Here is a 13754-nt window from a genome sequence, read left to right as displayed (position 1 = left end):
TGACCCAGGAGTACCCTGAGCGGAGGCTCAGCTTCGCAAGAGGAGGAAACAAGATGGACCCGGGACTGGTGTTCGGACTTGCCATAGTGGCGCTCGGGTGTGTGTGTTTCGCAGTTTCGCGTCCTTTGAGCGCGGTGTCAGCGAAAATTCGCATCGAGCTTGGTCAGAAGCTGGACAAGCAGGCATTCATCAGCAGGAATGGGTGGGTGCTTCGCATTATGGCACTCGTCTTCGTGATTCTTGGGCTGGCGATCGCTATCCTCGGCGAAATCGGTCGGGGAGCATGAGAGCCATTCCCATCATTGCGCTTGGCGCAGTGGCGCTGTTCTCGATCTTGGCCCGCAATTTTGTCGGGAAGTTCCTGTACGCCGTCGTGCATGAGATCCCTGCCGTCAATATGCAGGAGAGAGGATTTCTGAAAGCAATGTCGATATTCTCAGTGGGTTTCGGTGTCGTGCTGTTTTGCATGTCCATCTTGATGGCCAGCAATGTTATCTTTCCCTGGTGAAACAGGAACCTACGCGGCACAACGCTGGGAATTTATTCCAATGATCCACGACGATGGCACTTCGAAAGTAAAGGTTGTTCCACCAGACGGATGGGACACCTTGCCGATCCAGCCAACCGCCGGTTACTGGTGGCGGATTGTGAGACGCCTCGGGATCGTGGTGCTTGCCGCCATGGGTACGTTGGTGATTCTGGCGATCTCCTCGATAACCGTGGCAAGACCCGCTGACTGGCTGCTGTGGGCGGTCCTTGCGTTGCTCTTGGCTCCCGCGTCCGCCGCTATTGTCGTCTGCATAATTGCCGCCCGTCCTTACAACGCTGAACGACGCCTCGGGTATACGACCTGGCCTTCAGCACGCGAACTCAAATCCGGTGGCGTTGAAGGAACAAAATAAACAGTCCTTCCGACGGAGACCGTCCCAGCGCGAAAGGAAACCAACGGCAAAATGCATGGGTCCCGCGTCTCCCCATCCAAGGCTCGGATGAACGGCAATGAGTATCACAGAACCCGATGATGAGTGGGATCCGAGGATCGGAAAGGAGGCGGCCCGGATGCGGCAGGGTGCCTATCAGCATGTGCGGTATTTCTTCATTTCGGGCGCCGTTACGATTGCCATGGCATTCATCGCGATGATGTCGCAGGCCATGCCTCTCTGGCTGAGCGTCCTGAGCTCAGTCGTTGTCCTTACCTGGGTGTTCTTCGTAATCCTTGCCTGGTCGACGTTCTCGGTCCGGATGAAGCGCGCCGGACGCCTGACCTACGAGTACCTGGGGCGGCCGCCACAGCTCCGCAAGGGGATATTCCCGCCGGTGATGCTGCGCGAGCCGGCGCGGTTCGACAGTCACATGGCGCTGAGAGGCATACCTCCCAAGGGGAACTACGTCCCGATACGCGACGCTGCGACGGACCGCATCCTTGCAAAGAGGAATAAGCATGATCGAGCAAGGTAGCCCCTCGGGAGGATCAGGAGGACCGTTGACATGACGCCTAGGTCAACGACCAGCAGGTACACACGACAAGCCATGTACTCGATGTTTTGTCCGTTCTGACGTTCTGTACCCTGAGTCTTGGACTGTGGGCTGCGCGGAAGGGCAGGATCAAGGCACACACAGAAGCCTGATGAGGGGCAGCTACTTCGGTCTTCCGGGAGCATTTGTCGGCGTCGTTGTCGTGCCCACACGCCGCATCCCGGCCATGGCCGTCCACGACCTCCCTGGTCTATTGATCTGGGTGCTGCTGCTGGTACTTACTGCCAGCCTCGCCATAGCCGGGCTGCGCCGGCTCAGTGACGTGAAACCTGCAAACCACTGAGCCGCGGTGTCCTCCGGCTTCAAAACCGTGGAAGGTGAAGTCCTGCGCCCCGAGATATCCACAAAACGAGTCCTGCCGCGTGATCAGCTTGGCGTGATGGGGTCTCATGGCCAAGGGATGGCAGTAGCGATGGTGTTGTTGGCGAACTGGGTGTGCCCGGCAACGGGGACGAAGGGGCTGGCCGGATCACAGGTCACGAGACGCAGCACTGGCGGGCCGTCGACAGCGAAGGTATCGGCAGACAAAGACGTCTTCGCCAGGGATTCCAGACTGGTGACTCTGTAGCGGCAGGTCATCCCGGCTTTGTCTGAAACATACAGCGGCATGCCTTTGGTCACCCGGGCCAGAGAAGCCATCGGGGCAGGGGTCCCGTCAGGGAAGTTCACGTGACCGGCAAGCATGGTCGCTCCCTTCGTGGCGCAGACGGCAGCCGCGCCGGTGTACCGGGCAGCCTTGGAGGACTCCGGGATGACCAAGTAGCCGGAGGCGTCACGGTCCTCCCCCACGATGCCTACTTCGAGGCCGACGGCGGGGATGGAGAGCGTATCCGGCGGAAGAACGGGAATTTCCACAGGACCCGCGTAGGTGTCCGGACCGGTGTCGGCGAAGGGCTTGAGGACCGGAGCCTGCGGCACGGGTACGAGGGCTGGTTGTGCTGTGAAAGCCAGGACACCTGCGGTCGTCCCGGTCAGGCCAAGAAGGAACATGGCTGTGATGGCTACGCGGGTCCTTCGACGGGCCCTGGCCGAGGTGCGTCGCAGAACGCTTCCGGTGTTCATGGTTTTCCTTCGGGTAAGAAGCGAGGGATACGGCGCGGGGCACCCGGATCGATCAGCCTGGGGGTGGCTGGATCCGGGTGCCCCGCGTCTATTGGGCGGTGCCGGTCAGGGCGTTCTAGTGAGCGGGCTCGTCCGTGTGGACGCTGACCGCTTCAGCTCCGTTGTTGGCGAAGCGTTTGCGGTAGAACAGCCCTGCTCCGGTCAGAAGAGCCACCGCGAGGGCGCTGCCGCCCGCGATCAGCAACGGCACGTTCGGCCCGGTCTCCTGTGCTGAATCAGGGTTAGGAGCGAAACCGGCGTTGATCATCAAAGCCGGCTTATCCGGGGTGACAGTGACGGTTTTGGGGAAGGCGATGACGCTTTCGTTCTTTTCGCCGCAGTTGCCCTTGTGCAACTGCGCGGTGAATGGTTCCTTGCCCTGGCCCTTGTCGATTGTGAGGTTCATTTCCTCGACGTACCCGTAGGTGCCTTTGTGGGCGATGGTGTGGGACGGGTAGGTGATCTCACCGGTTGTGGTGACGTCCTGCTCCGCAGAGGTCCAGGATGGATTGACGCACACCGCCTGGGCAGAACCATCGGTCGAGTCGTCAAACTTGTACTGCGCTACCTTCGTCGTGACCTTGACGCCAGTCCCTGACGGGATCGTACCGGAGACAACACCCGTGTCATGTGCCACGAGCGGCACGGTGCCGTTCTCGGAGGCCTTGGTGACGATCGAAGGTTTCTCGACTGGGACGGTTTCGTTGGGCAGCAGTTCCTTGCCGTCCCAGGCCTTGGTGGATTCGGTACCTGCGATCTTCTCGGAGAAGTACAGATTGGCTTTCAGGCCCTTCGCCCACTTCTCGGCGACAATCTTCTCCCACGGGACATCAACGGCTGCGGTCTTGAATTCGCCGGTGCCGGTGACCTTCGTGGTGACGGTACCGATGATTTCGGCATCAGCCGGAGCCGTGTCGGTGCCGCCGGCAATGGGGGCAGAGGAAGTGAGGACCAGATCCGTTGTCACGGAGAGTTCCTTGCCGGGCTCGTTGCCGGTGACCGTGATGACGTCGAAGACCTTGCCGTTTTCGATGACCGATGCCTTGGTCACTACTTCGGGCTGGTATCTCTGGATTGTCTGTTCGCCCGGGTCGTTGAAACCAGCGGTCCAGTCGGCGCGGAAGTATTGCTGCAGCTCGTTAGGCTGGGCCGCCTTGGAGAAACGCGCCACCGGGTAGTAGTAGCCGGCCTTGTCAGCTTTCTTGTCGGCGGTCACTGTGACGTCACCCGGTCCCGTTGCCGTGCCCGTGCCGGAAGCGACCTTCACAATCGACGTCGGGACACCGACCGACGGGGCGAGCCTGATCGGGCTATAGTACCAGTCCACGTCGAAACGGGCTGGAACATCCGCGCCGTTCACGAACGCCCAGTCATTGGCGTTTCCGCTGGATGTGTTCACGTGCAGGACGTCGACCAGGGTCTGGCCGGTCTCCACATACTGTCCAGCATTCGAGGTTGCTACAGGCTGGAAATCGAAGATGACCTTGGCGTCGGCCGAGGTTCCCGCGACAGGCTGCGCCCCGCCGCCGACGAGAAGGTTCTGGAACCCGGGCACTGAGTAGGTCGTTGCCGCAGTTCCAGGGGCGTCGATCGTCAGCGTCACGGACACGGTTCCGTTTCCGGTGGCCGTGAAGCCGGGCCGGTCTCCGGTATGAAGATTCACTGCTTGGGAGTTCGTCCCGGCCCACACGGCGGGGCCGTTCAGGACGGCGCGGGCAGAGAAGCCAGTCAGCCTGTTTCCTGCCGAGGAAACCAGCTCCGTCGACGTGACCGTGCCGCCGCGACCGTTCGCGTCCATCGAGAGCTGTGGCTGCGTCGAGTACGGCCCGGAGTTGGCCTGGGCATCGGAGAGCATCGCTGCGGCCTGCGCGCGGACACCAGCAAGTTGCGGGTCCGTAGAGTCCCTGAGGTTCGGGTACGGGTCGCCGCTACCGTTCCATGGATTGTTGAACTTGGGATCGGCGAGCTGATGTGCGAGGTAGGCAAGGGCCGGGTGGTTTGCCGGATCTGACTGATACTTCTGGATCGCGTAGTTCAGCACAGGATTGCCCAGCGATCCCACCGCGCCGGATCCGACCGGCCCGGCGACGGTGCCCATGTCGAAGCACCAGGCGGTGCCGCCGCCGGCCGTGCCGTTGAGGTTCATCGACCCGAGCCACATGCCCCAGTCGCCGAAGGAACCGGCCGGGGGTGCCTGGACGGTGATGCCGTAGGCGTGCATCCCGGGAGCGTCGGTGGCGGCGTGGGCCGCTGGTGCCGCCGCGATGCCCATGACAGCGGCTCCGCCTCCGCCGAGCAGTACTGCGAGGGCCAGATATGCGGCTGTGGTTCGTTTCCCGGCCCGTGGCCGGTCCTTGGTGCGGGATCCGCCGTCTGCGGGCCCGCCAGAGTCCAGAAGACTCATGTGTTTCCTCCTGATAGGTGGGTGCGGGCCGCCGCGATTGGCGGCCTCTGTTCCTAAGGGGGAACTTCGGTTCAACTGCGAAGTTCGCACTTGACCGCGGGTGCGCCCTTAAGGGGCAAGAAGGCATTTCAAGGCGAACGGAGACGGTTCATTGGCAGAGGACGGGGAAGACGGCGGCAGGGCAGGGCTGGTGCGTATCAGTGTCCGCAGGCCGCTGACGGCGATGATGGCCGGATTGCTGGGCGCGATCGTGTCCCGCAGCACGCTGGGAGTCTTGGCTGCCCCTTCGCTGGACGAGGTGGCTGCCTGGCTCGAGGAAGACGAATGCCCGTACTGGGAGAAGGCACCGCGGGTCCTGCTTGGGATGAGCGTCGACGGGCTGCACCGGACAGGCCATCTGGAACGGTTCACCGCGGTGGACGGGAGGGAGTTCTGGGTTGCGCCATGGATCGACCCGGACGCCTCACCGGCGACGCCGCTGCTTGGCGTGTCGTGCCTGCCGTATGACCTTGAGCCATCGGATGGGGCAGCCGTGATTCCCATTGGTTCGGCGCGATCGGCGGCTGGGCGGGAATTCCTTGTCTCGAAGGGCGGCGCGCGGTGAGGCGATCTGGCTCAGGCTGCGGTGGCGGCAGTAGCCGGTCGCTAGAGTCTAGGTATGACCGAGCCGCGCTTCCTGACCATCGCAGAGGTAGCCGGGATCCTCGTCGTGAACGAATCCACAGTGCGCGGGCTCATCAAGCGAGGCGATCTCCGGGCATTCCAGATCGGCGGGAGGGGGATCTGGCGGATCGGCCGCGACGACCTTGAGGCCTACATCACCGATGCGTACCGGCGAACCGCGGAGCGGATCGCCGCAGGTGAATTTCCCGACTGACAACCCTGCATTTCTGATTGCCTCCGACCACGGAGAGTCGGTGTTAGCGTGGGCGATGAAAATGCCCGCCGGTGGCCATGAGATCTACCCACTTCCTTGAACCGACCGCCCTGCCTAAAGCGGAAGGTCTCCCACCGGTGTTTGATGCTAAGGCAGCTTTAGGCCCAGACCCCTTTGTGCGCTAGGAATACGGTCGCTCTCTCCCGGAATCTAGGAGTTTTGCAAGCAACGATGGGCGATGATTTGTCATTGGTTGCCGCTGATTAAGGTGAGTTAAAGGTGAGTCGGTTGCAATTGCGGTCCCCCGTAAGAACCCACCAGCCCGCGTCTGTCACCAAAGCTAGCCACCGCATTCCTCTTGTCCGCCGAGAGGACTTCCACAGCCCCCAACTGATCCTTCATGGTCGACGGTCTCCGATGCCGCATGACCTTGGCTGAGCTTCAAAAATCACATGCGAACGCGCAAGGCGACGACACGCGGGATCGTCACCACGGCAAAACCCTCGCGTGCTTCCCCTGAACTGCCCTTCTAAGCACCGGAGGTTCAGGCCGCCGGGCCTTTTGCTGGTCTTGCTTCTCATCCAACGAGGTGTTTTTCATTCATTTCGCCTAAGCCACCAGCGGTGGGTTGAGAAAGGCGGCGTCGGCCAGTTCGAACGAAGCCTCGGAGAAGGTCATCCCTGTCGGGCGGAAAGGACTTCTTTCACTCGCTTCAGGTAGGTGCGTGCGTGGGGCTCCCACCACTGCTCCGGGTCTTCGGCAAATTTGAAGCCTGCCGGCAGTTCCATGACGATCCCCATTGTCATGGTGCATCCTGTTGGCGTCGGTTCCAGCGTGTAGGTGGAGCGGCTGTTTGTCTTGTCGGGCGTGACAGACCTTGTCGCGGCCCACCTCGGGCTTTCCTCACCAATGATTTCGATGATGGACACAGCACCGTCGCGTCCGATGAAGCATTGCTGCTCCCCTACCCCGGCTGGTGTTCCGGGGACGGTGAAGGCACGCTGGGCGTCTGAGAGCAGAACAGCGCTCTCGGCGGGCCGAATAAGCGCCCACACCGTTTCAGGGTCGTGATCAAAGGTCTCTGTCGTTTGCGCGCTGTACGTCCTTGGCGGAGCGGAAGCGCGGGCGGCCTGAGCTTTTTGCGCTGCTTTGAGGGCCCGCTTATGGCGCGTGTTCACGATGCCTGTAGCGACCGCCAGCATCAAAGCCAGGGCCGAGGCAACGATTAGGACACTTAGTCCCAGCTCCGGCTTGCCGAAAGCGCTGATCACTGTAGCGAGAGCACAGATGGCTATAAAGCCGCCAACAAAGAGGATGTTCTGGAGGACTTTCACGAACATGATCACGTCGTCATTATGACTGCCATAAGTTCTTGCGACCGTGAGTTTGGCATGCGCGTGTGGCAAAAGTCATAGTCGTTAGCCGGTCGATCAGGGGATGCGGCGCTTCCGTGTTCACGCAGCAAAGCGCTGGAGGGGCGTGATACCGACGGGTTCGCACCCGCCACCTGGCGTCGACCTTACATCGATCGAGGTCCCGCCGTCCCGGTCGAGCGCGGAACATTGTCTTTCGCCGAACTCGCCTCGATGGGCGCGCTCTGGCACTCATGTCGGGCATTAGAGTCCCGCGAAGGGCGCAGGACCCCGGTGTCGTGCCGGGCCGCATGACGTTGACCACGGGCAGCCAGAAGAATCTTCGCTGTTTGCCATTCTGATGCTCGATCATCGCCGGGCGGGACCTCCGCGCAACCAAGTCGCTTTTGCGCCGGCCCCGATCCAAAACTTCGCTCGGCGCTCCACTTATTTCCTCCCGAACTTTTGGATCATTGCCGGTTACGCAAGTTGCGCTCCGGCCCCTTATGCCCAGCAGCGGTCCCCGTATCAGAACGACGCCGGAACCTGACGCCCACGGCCGACGCCGCATCTGAGAGAGAGCTCATGGAAACGCTCACCATCAAAACCCCTGCCGATGTCCTCAGTTTCCTCGGCCACACCCTCGGCTTCTGGCCGCAGGAAAGCCTCGCGTGCATCACCCTGGACACCAACCACATTCGCGTGACCCTCCGCGTGGATCTGCCCAAGCACGCAGGCGGCGAACGCGCTTATGCTCGGACCGTCGCCGGCTACCTGGCGAACGACACGAATGCCACCAGCGCCCTGTTTGCCGTTTACACCTCGGCCCCAACAACAACCGGCCCAGCTCTCGAGGCCGTCGTGCTCCGCCCACGCGATGGCCAGCGTCTCGACGTGGTTCTGCATCTCTTTCTCCCTGGTCGTCAGCTCCGAGGGGAACTGACAGGTTGAACGCAGAACGTGTTCCGTAAGGTGAGACCGAACGGCCGTTGTGTCCCGTCTCAGCCTTGTTGGCTGAAGTCTCCGTCCGGACTGAAGTGCGCTGGGTCGGGACCGGACATCCCCGGGGCGGATTATCGGACGCCCTGCTGGAGTCGGCCGAGGGCTGTGGTGGATTCGTGTGTCGCATTCGAACTTCCGGCGCCGGACACTGGGACCGTCGTATTCCGCCAGGGCTAGCCTCCGGTGGTTGATGGATTCTTCGCCGCTGCACGGCGTGGCCATCAGCCGCTACGCTGGCAACCTTTTCGTATTCCTTCGTCTTACTGGAACTACGCCAGGTTCTTGGACTTGAGCCAGTCCTGGGCGATTTGTCCCATGTCCTCGAACTTAGCGGTCCTGCCGTTCATCTGGATCAGGTCATCGGTGGTCAACGCGGCGGAGACTTTGTCCAGCACGCTCTTGACGGTGTCGCTGGCCTTCTTCTGGTTGATGACTGGGACGATATTCTCGGCGAGGAATAGGCTCTTGTTGTCTTCGAGGGCAACCAGGTTGTTGGCGGTCAGGGCGGGGTCGGTGCTGAAGAGGTTTGCAACCTGTACCTGACCGGAAAGGAGGGCGTTCAGCGTGAGCGGGCCGCCGGCGTCGAGCGCTGAGAATTCCTTGAAGTCGAGGTTGTAGACCGACTTCAGGCCAACAACCCCGTCAATGCGGGTCTTCCACTCCGGCGGGCCGCCGAGAACGAGATCCTTGGCAGCAGGCTGGAGGTCGCTGATGGACTTGAGGTTGTACTTGTCGGCGGTTTCCTTCTTGATGGCCAACACGTCCTTGTCCTGTGCCTTGGATGCTGTCAGCTGGGTGAGTCCGGACGGGATCTTGGTGTTCAGCTCTTTCGTGACCTCTTCCGAGGTGACCGCCTTGGTGGAGGGATCAAGGTACTGCAACAGGGCCCCGCCATATTCCGGCATGAGGTCGATGGAACCGTCCTTCAGTGCGGGGATGGTGACTTCGCGGCTGCCGATGCTGGGCTTTTCCGTGACCTGGACGCCCTTGGCTTTGAGGGCCTCGGCGTAGATCTTCGCGATGAGCTGGCTTTCGGGGAAGTCCGCGGAGCCGACGATGATGCTGTCCGTCGATCCTGCGGCCTGGGAATTGTTGTTGGAGGAGCTCATGGGATTTGCACCGCCACAAGCGCTCAGGGCGATGGCGGTGGCTGCCGCCAGGGCGAAACCAGTCAGGTACTTTTTCATGTCAATTCTCTCTGGGGAGGGCCGTTGCAGGGCGGGCGGTGGCCGGGTCGGCGTGAGTTGAGCGGTACATCCGCGCAACGGTGAACGGAACTCTCGAGCCCATGCAATGTCGAGCTGCGCAGTGGAGCCTCAAATGCTTATCAATTTGTAATGTGGGTTCCATTGCTGGAAACGTACACTCGGTCCTCGGGCTCAGCAATGCAGATTCTCAGTTCATGAGAACATCCGGCCCGGCCTTGTACCGGGCGCTGATAGGGAATGGATTAGCGTCGGGCGACGGAACCAGGTTGCCGCGCCTAATCCGCCAAACGGGTTGGCCCTCTTGAACGGCTAGGCGCTCCTAGACTGGCCGCCGTCGAGATCGAGTTCGGTCACTTTGCACGCGAGATATAGGGCCAAGTACGCTTCACTCTTCCGTTCTGTCCAACCTTGCAGCTGCTCAATTTTCTCAAGCCGGTGGATGAGCGTGTTCCGATGGATGTGGAGCCGCCGTGCAGCTCCCACCAAGGAGAAGCCACTTTCACACCACGCCACTACAGTCGCCTGGACGGTGGGCCAGTCGCCCAGCCTCAAGAGTCTGTCGGCGACGGCGGTGGTGTACCGCTGCCTGGCCCGCAGGCCGACGCCTGACAGCAGTTGCTCGATGCGGACTTCATTGATGGTGGTGATGCTTCGCTGCTTAATGCGTCTGCCCAGCCGGAGCGAATCGACGGCGTCTTCGTAGGAGTTCCGTAGCCCGGCCGGCCCCGCGGCCACCGTTCCGATTCCGATCTCGACGTCGGAGGCCAAATGCGTGCGGAACTGCTCCACGCACTGTCCGGCCTGCGCCACAATTCCGGGCACCCCCTCCGCGGTGGGGTGTGCAAAGACAACATAGCGGTTGGCTGCGATCGAAACGGCGATGGTATGCCGATGTGCGAAGCTCTCGCGGAGCATGACAAGGGCTCGGGGCAGCCACTCCGTGGTGGTCGCAGGGCTCGTGGTCCGGCCAAGGACCTGGACGGCGATCCCCACTCGGCTTGCCGCCAGGTCAACCGCCTGCTCGTTCGCCTGGTCGAGGAGCGCTTCAGCCTCGGTCATGAGGGGATCGAAGGCAAGGATCTCCCGGACTAGGTCCTCAAGCTCGCGTTCGCGTTGGAGAGTCGAGCGCAGGAGCGATGCCTGATGCAGCAGGATTTCCGTCTGGCGTTCCACCATCAAGCCAAATCGGGTCACCTGCACGGGCGAGCCGGTGATGCCAACGGTGCCCACTGCGTGCCCGTTGAGCAGGATGGGGAGTGTGACTCCGGGCTTGACGCCATGAAGGGCCCGGGCTTCTGCCGCCGAGTGCGTGGCAGGCTCTTTGGTTCGGATTACGTCCAAGGAAGCCTCATGGAAACTGCCTACCCGGCTGGTGTCGCCACTGCCAATCACCATGCCGCGGACATCGGTGATGAGGATGTTAAACCCCACGATCGCGCTGGTTTCACCGGCAATCTGCTGCGCGAGGGCAGGGGTTAGTGCCCCTGCCGCCGCACGAGTACTGCTTTCCCCCGCCATGACACCTCCGATTAGTTTTTTCGTACATCTGGGGACCCAAAAATTGGCCACAAGCTGGACGAATAGTCCAATGACTTTCGTCACACCCAAGCCTACGGTTGATGTTAAGCGGCACAAAGCCGGACCCGCAGAAGGTGTTCTGCCAAAGCGATAATCCATCGAAAGGTGGAAACTATGTTTAGTCGCATCGATAAACCACTTCGCAAAACGGCATTGGCGGCAATCGTCGTCGTGGCCTTGGCCTTGACCGCTTGCGGCGGCGGCAGCGGCGCCGCATCAAACAGTGATGCCCTGGATACGATCACGCCGGGCAAGTTGACAGTAGCGATCGAGCCCTACATGCCGTATACCGCAATGAAAGACGGCCAAATGGTTGGTTTGGACGCGGAGATCCTCCAAGCCGCAGCGAAGAAACTGAACCTGACAATCGAGCCACAGGTCACCGACTTCAACGGCATGCTGGGAGGTGTTCAAAGCCGGCGCGTCGATATCTCCATAGGGGGCATCGCCTGGACCAAGGAACGCGCCAAGGCTGGTCTGTTTACCGACCCTCCCTACTACTCCCCGCCTGCCATGGCTGTCAAAGGCTCCCAAGACGTGAAGACTCTTGCTGATCTCCAAGGCAAGAGTCTCGGAACCGTGACGGGCTACGTCTGGGTAAAGTCCATCAAGGCGGTGCCGGATGCCAAGCTCAGTTCGTACCCGGACGCCAACGGGCTCTTCGCCGACATCGCCGCGGGCCGCGTGGACGTAGGGTTCGTTGATCCGTTGCTGATTTCCTACACACAGGCCCAGCGGCCAGACCTTGGATTGCAGACCAAGTATCTGACGCCGCCCACGGACGAAGAAGTCAAGAAATCCCCGGACCTCGCGTACTTCCAGCCTTATATGACCAGCTTCTACGTCCCCAAGGAAGAGCCAAAGCTGGAAAAGGCGATCTCCGGGGCGATCCGCGATATGTACACGAACGGACAACTGGCCAGCCTCATCAAGAAGTACGGCGGTGATCCCGACCAGTATCTCAAGCCGTCGCTGTCCATGACCAGTGAGCGGCAGGCGACGGACCGCCCCGCAGACTGGAAGGCCCCGTCGAACTGACGCCGTCCTGATCCATGTGCTCACCCCAAGACAGGAAACAACAATGAACCCCGCACCCGGCCTCTTTCAGGTGCCATGGCAGGACTACCTTCCGGCACTAGTCGACGGCTTGCTGAAGTCCCTCGGTTACACCGCCGCCGGGTTCGTCGGCGCAGCCGCCGTCGGACTCGCCGTCGCACTCCTACGGATAAGCTCCAGGCGGCTACTTCGCATACCTGCGGCCATCTATACGGAATTGTTTAAGAATGTCCCCCTATTGGCCATCATTTTCATCACGTACTTCGGACTGGCATCCGTCGGCCTCCGGCTGGATGCCTTCCAGGCGGGAACCCTGAGTCTGGTCATTTTCTACGGGGCCTACCTTTCGGAGATCTTCCGGGCGGCGCTCCTCGGAGTCCATGCAGGGCAGCAGGAGGCAGGGCAGGCCCTGGGGCTGGGGCCCGTGGTGACGTTTACAGGCATTATCTTCCCGCAGGCGCTTCGGCTGGCACTTCCCGGCACCGGTACCATGCTGGTGGATCTGCTGAAGTCGACGTCACTGCTTGTGGTCATCTCGGCGGCCGAACTAATGTCCCAGGCCCAGCTGATCGCGAGCGAAACCTTCCGGGCTCTCGAGGTCTATGTCGTGATCTCGGCGATTTACTTCGTAGTCTGCTACCCGCTCTCGCAGCTCGTTCTCCGGCTCGAGCGCCGGGTCCAGGCGGGCGCACCCCTGTCCCTGCGGCGGTATCGCCGGCTTGCCCATGCGCGGGCATTGTTGGCAGCGGCAGAAACCAAGCCATACTCGGAGGTAAAGCCATGACTATCGGAAAGATTGAATCGGAGGGCTCTGCGGTGACCAGCACCCTTCCAGTGGTAGAGATCAGGTCCCTTGTAAAGTCGTTCTCCGGCCGCACCGTGTTGGACAACGTCGACTTCACAGTCAAGCCAGGAAATATCGTAAGCATCATCGGGCGAAGCGGCGGCGGCAAGACCACCTTGATGCGCTGCATCAACCTGCTTGAGAAACCCGACTCAGGTTTCATCACCCTGCAGGGCGAGCCTGTGTTCTCCGGCGACAAGACCGTCTGCAAGGACCTGGCCAAGCTCCGGCAGCGCGTGGGGATGGTATTCCAGCGCTTCTACCTGTTCCCCCACCTCACCGCAGTTGAAAACGTGATGCTGGCCCAGATGAAGGGATTGAAAATCCCGGAGAAGAAGGCTCTTGAAACTGCCCTCGAACTCCTAGCGGAGGTCGGATTGACACACCGGGCCCTGGCATTCCCCGAACAGATGTCCGGCGGGGAGCAGCAGCGCGTGGCCATCGCCCGGGCATTGGCGCTCGGACCAAGCCTTTTGCTCTTCGATGAACCGACATCGGCCCTTGATCCCGAATCCACCCGGGACGTCCTGGCCGTCATGCGGCGCCTGGCCCGTTCTGGAATGACCATGGTGATCGTCACCCACGAAGTGCCGTTTGCTCGGGAGATATCGGACAAGATCGTCTTCATCGACGGCGGCCACATCATCGAGCAGGGACATCCGAGCGAGGTCATAGACAACCCTCGCGAAGATCGCACGAAGGCCTTCCTTCGGTCCTACAAGACCGACGGGTAACGGCTTCCCCTTATTTCCTCCGGCACGCCCGCTCCTGCGTCCGGCGTAAGCACACCTTTGCC

The 13754-nt window shown here is 61.4% G+C and carries 16 protein-coding genes; 10 read left to right on the top strand and 6 right to left on the bottom strand.

Annotated features, from left to right (window positions below; all coding sequences use genetic code 11):
* Positions 1-53 precede the first annotated feature (53 nt).
* Positions 54-287, top strand: coding sequence for a hypothetical protein (locus QRN59_RS09860; RefSeq protein ID WP_284982329.1), 234 nt, complete (start codon positions 54-56; stop codon positions 285-287).
* Complete coding sequence (locus tag QRN59_RS09855) at positions 284-508, top strand: hypothetical protein (protein WP_284982328.1); 225 nt, start codon at positions 284-286, stop codon at positions 506-508. The genes QRN59_RS09860 and QRN59_RS09855 overlap by 4 nt, the downstream gene beginning before the upstream one ends.
* Positions 509-631: 123 nt before the next feature.
* On the opposite strand, the gene QRN59_RS09850 is transcribed toward QRN59_RS09855, so the two are convergent.
* Entirely contained in the window at positions 632-802 is a 171-nt protein-coding gene (locus QRN59_RS09850) for a hypothetical protein (RefSeq protein WP_284982327.1), read from the bottom strand.
* Positions 803-999: 197 nt separating this feature from the next.
* Here QRN59_RS09850 and QRN59_RS09845 point away from each other — a divergent pair, with 197 nt between their 5' ends.
* Together QRN59_RS09845 and QRN59_RS09840 are read left to right on the top strand one after the other, a co-directional pair.
* Positions 1000-1458 carry a hypothetical protein gene (locus QRN59_RS09845; RefSeq protein ID WP_284982326.1) on the top strand — a complete coding sequence of 153 codons (459 nt, stop codon included), beginning with the start codon at positions 1000-1002 and terminating at the stop codon, positions 1456-1458.
* A 169-nt stretch (positions 1459-1627) separates the two neighbouring features.
* Positions 1628-1819 (top strand): hypothetical protein, encoded by a 192-nt coding sequence (locus QRN59_RS09840; protein ID WP_284982325.1) that lies wholly within the window; start codon positions 1628-1630, stop codon positions 1817-1819.
* A 104-nt stretch (positions 1820-1923) separates the two neighbouring features.
* Here QRN59_RS09840 and QRN59_RS09835 read toward each other — a convergent pair whose 3' ends face one another.
* Both QRN59_RS09835 and QRN59_RS09830 read right to left on the bottom strand, forming a co-directional pair.
* A complete protein-coding gene (locus tag QRN59_RS09835) occupies positions 1924-2598 on the bottom strand; it encodes a class F sortase (protein WP_284982324.1) in 675 nt (224 codons plus the stop codon).
* 115 nt (positions 2599-2713) lie between these two features.
* Positions 2714-5041 (bottom strand): hypothetical protein, encoded by a 2328-nt coding sequence (locus QRN59_RS09830; RefSeq protein WP_284982323.1) that lies wholly within the window; start codon positions 5039-5041, stop codon positions 2714-2716.
* Between the two features lie 151 nt (positions 5042-5192).
* Here QRN59_RS09830 and QRN59_RS09825 point away from each other — a divergent pair, with 151 nt between their 5' ends.
* On the top strand, positions 5193-5645 hold the full coding sequence (locus tag QRN59_RS09825; protein WP_284982322.1) for a hypothetical protein: 453 nt from the start codon (positions 5193-5195) through the stop codon (positions 5643-5645).
* A 54-nt stretch (positions 5646-5699) separates the two neighbouring features.
* Entirely contained in the window at positions 5700-5918 is a 219-nt protein-coding gene (locus QRN59_RS09820; RefSeq protein ID WP_284982321.1) for a helix-turn-helix domain-containing protein, read from the top strand.
* Positions 5919-6592: 674 nt separating this feature from the next.
* On the opposite strand, the gene QRN59_RS09815 is transcribed toward QRN59_RS09820, so the two are convergent.
* A complete protein-coding gene (locus QRN59_RS09815; RefSeq protein WP_284982320.1) occupies positions 6593-7324 on the bottom strand; it encodes an SRPBCC family protein in 732 nt (243 codons plus the stop codon).
* A 531-nt stretch (positions 7325-7855) separates the two neighbouring features.
* Between QRN59_RS09815 and QRN59_RS09810 the strand changes: the two genes are divergently transcribed.
* A complete protein-coding gene (locus tag QRN59_RS09810; protein ID WP_284982319.1) occupies positions 7856-8221 on the top strand; it encodes a DUF4192 family protein in 366 nt (121 codons plus the stop codon).
* A 320-nt stretch (positions 8222-8541) separates the two neighbouring features.
* On the opposite strand, the gene QRN59_RS09805 is transcribed toward QRN59_RS09810, so the two are convergent.
* Together QRN59_RS09805 and QRN59_RS09800 are read right to left on the bottom strand one after the other, a co-directional pair.
* On the bottom strand, positions 8542-9459 hold the full coding sequence (locus QRN59_RS09805; RefSeq protein WP_284982318.1) for an ABC transporter substrate-binding protein: 918 nt from the start codon (positions 9457-9459) through the stop codon (positions 8542-8544).
* 330 nt (positions 9460-9789) lie between these two features.
* The gene (locus QRN59_RS09800) at positions 9790-10998 is read right to left on the bottom strand and encodes a CdaR family transcriptional regulator (RefSeq protein ID WP_284982317.1); all 1209 of its coding nucleotides are present in this window, start codon (positions 10996-10998) and stop codon (positions 9790-9792) included.
* A gap of 174 nt (positions 10999-11172) precedes the next feature.
* On the opposite strand from QRN59_RS09800, the gene QRN59_RS09795 reads away from it, so the two are divergent.
* Genes QRN59_RS09795 through QRN59_RS09785 form a run of 3 tightly spaced genes read left to right on the top strand, consistent with a single transcriptional unit; the run spans position 11173 to position 13692 of the window.
* Positions 11173-12096, top strand: coding sequence for a substrate-binding periplasmic protein (locus QRN59_RS09795; protein ID WP_284982316.1), 924 nt, complete (start codon positions 11173-11175; stop codon positions 12094-12096).
* A gap of 43 nt (positions 12097-12139) precedes the next feature.
* Positions 12140-12898: an amino acid ABC transporter permease gene (locus tag QRN59_RS09790; protein ID WP_284982315.1), complete on the top strand. Its 759-nt coding sequence runs from the start codon at positions 12140-12142 to the stop codon at positions 12896-12898.
* On the top strand, positions 12895-13692 hold the full coding sequence (locus tag QRN59_RS09785) for an amino acid ABC transporter ATP-binding protein (RefSeq protein WP_284982314.1): 798 nt from the start codon (positions 12895-12897) through the stop codon (positions 13690-13692). Before QRN59_RS09790 ends, QRN59_RS09785 begins: the two co-directional genes overlap by 4 nt.
* Positions 13693-13754 lie beyond the last annotated feature (62 nt).

This window comes from Arthrobacter sp. efr-133-TYG-118 (assembly GCF_030209755.1).
In the GTDB taxonomy this organism is placed as follows: Bacteria; Actinomycetota; Actinomycetes; order Actinomycetales; family Micrococcaceae; genus Arthrobacter.
This window is presented reverse-complemented; position numbering and strand designations above follow the sequence as displayed.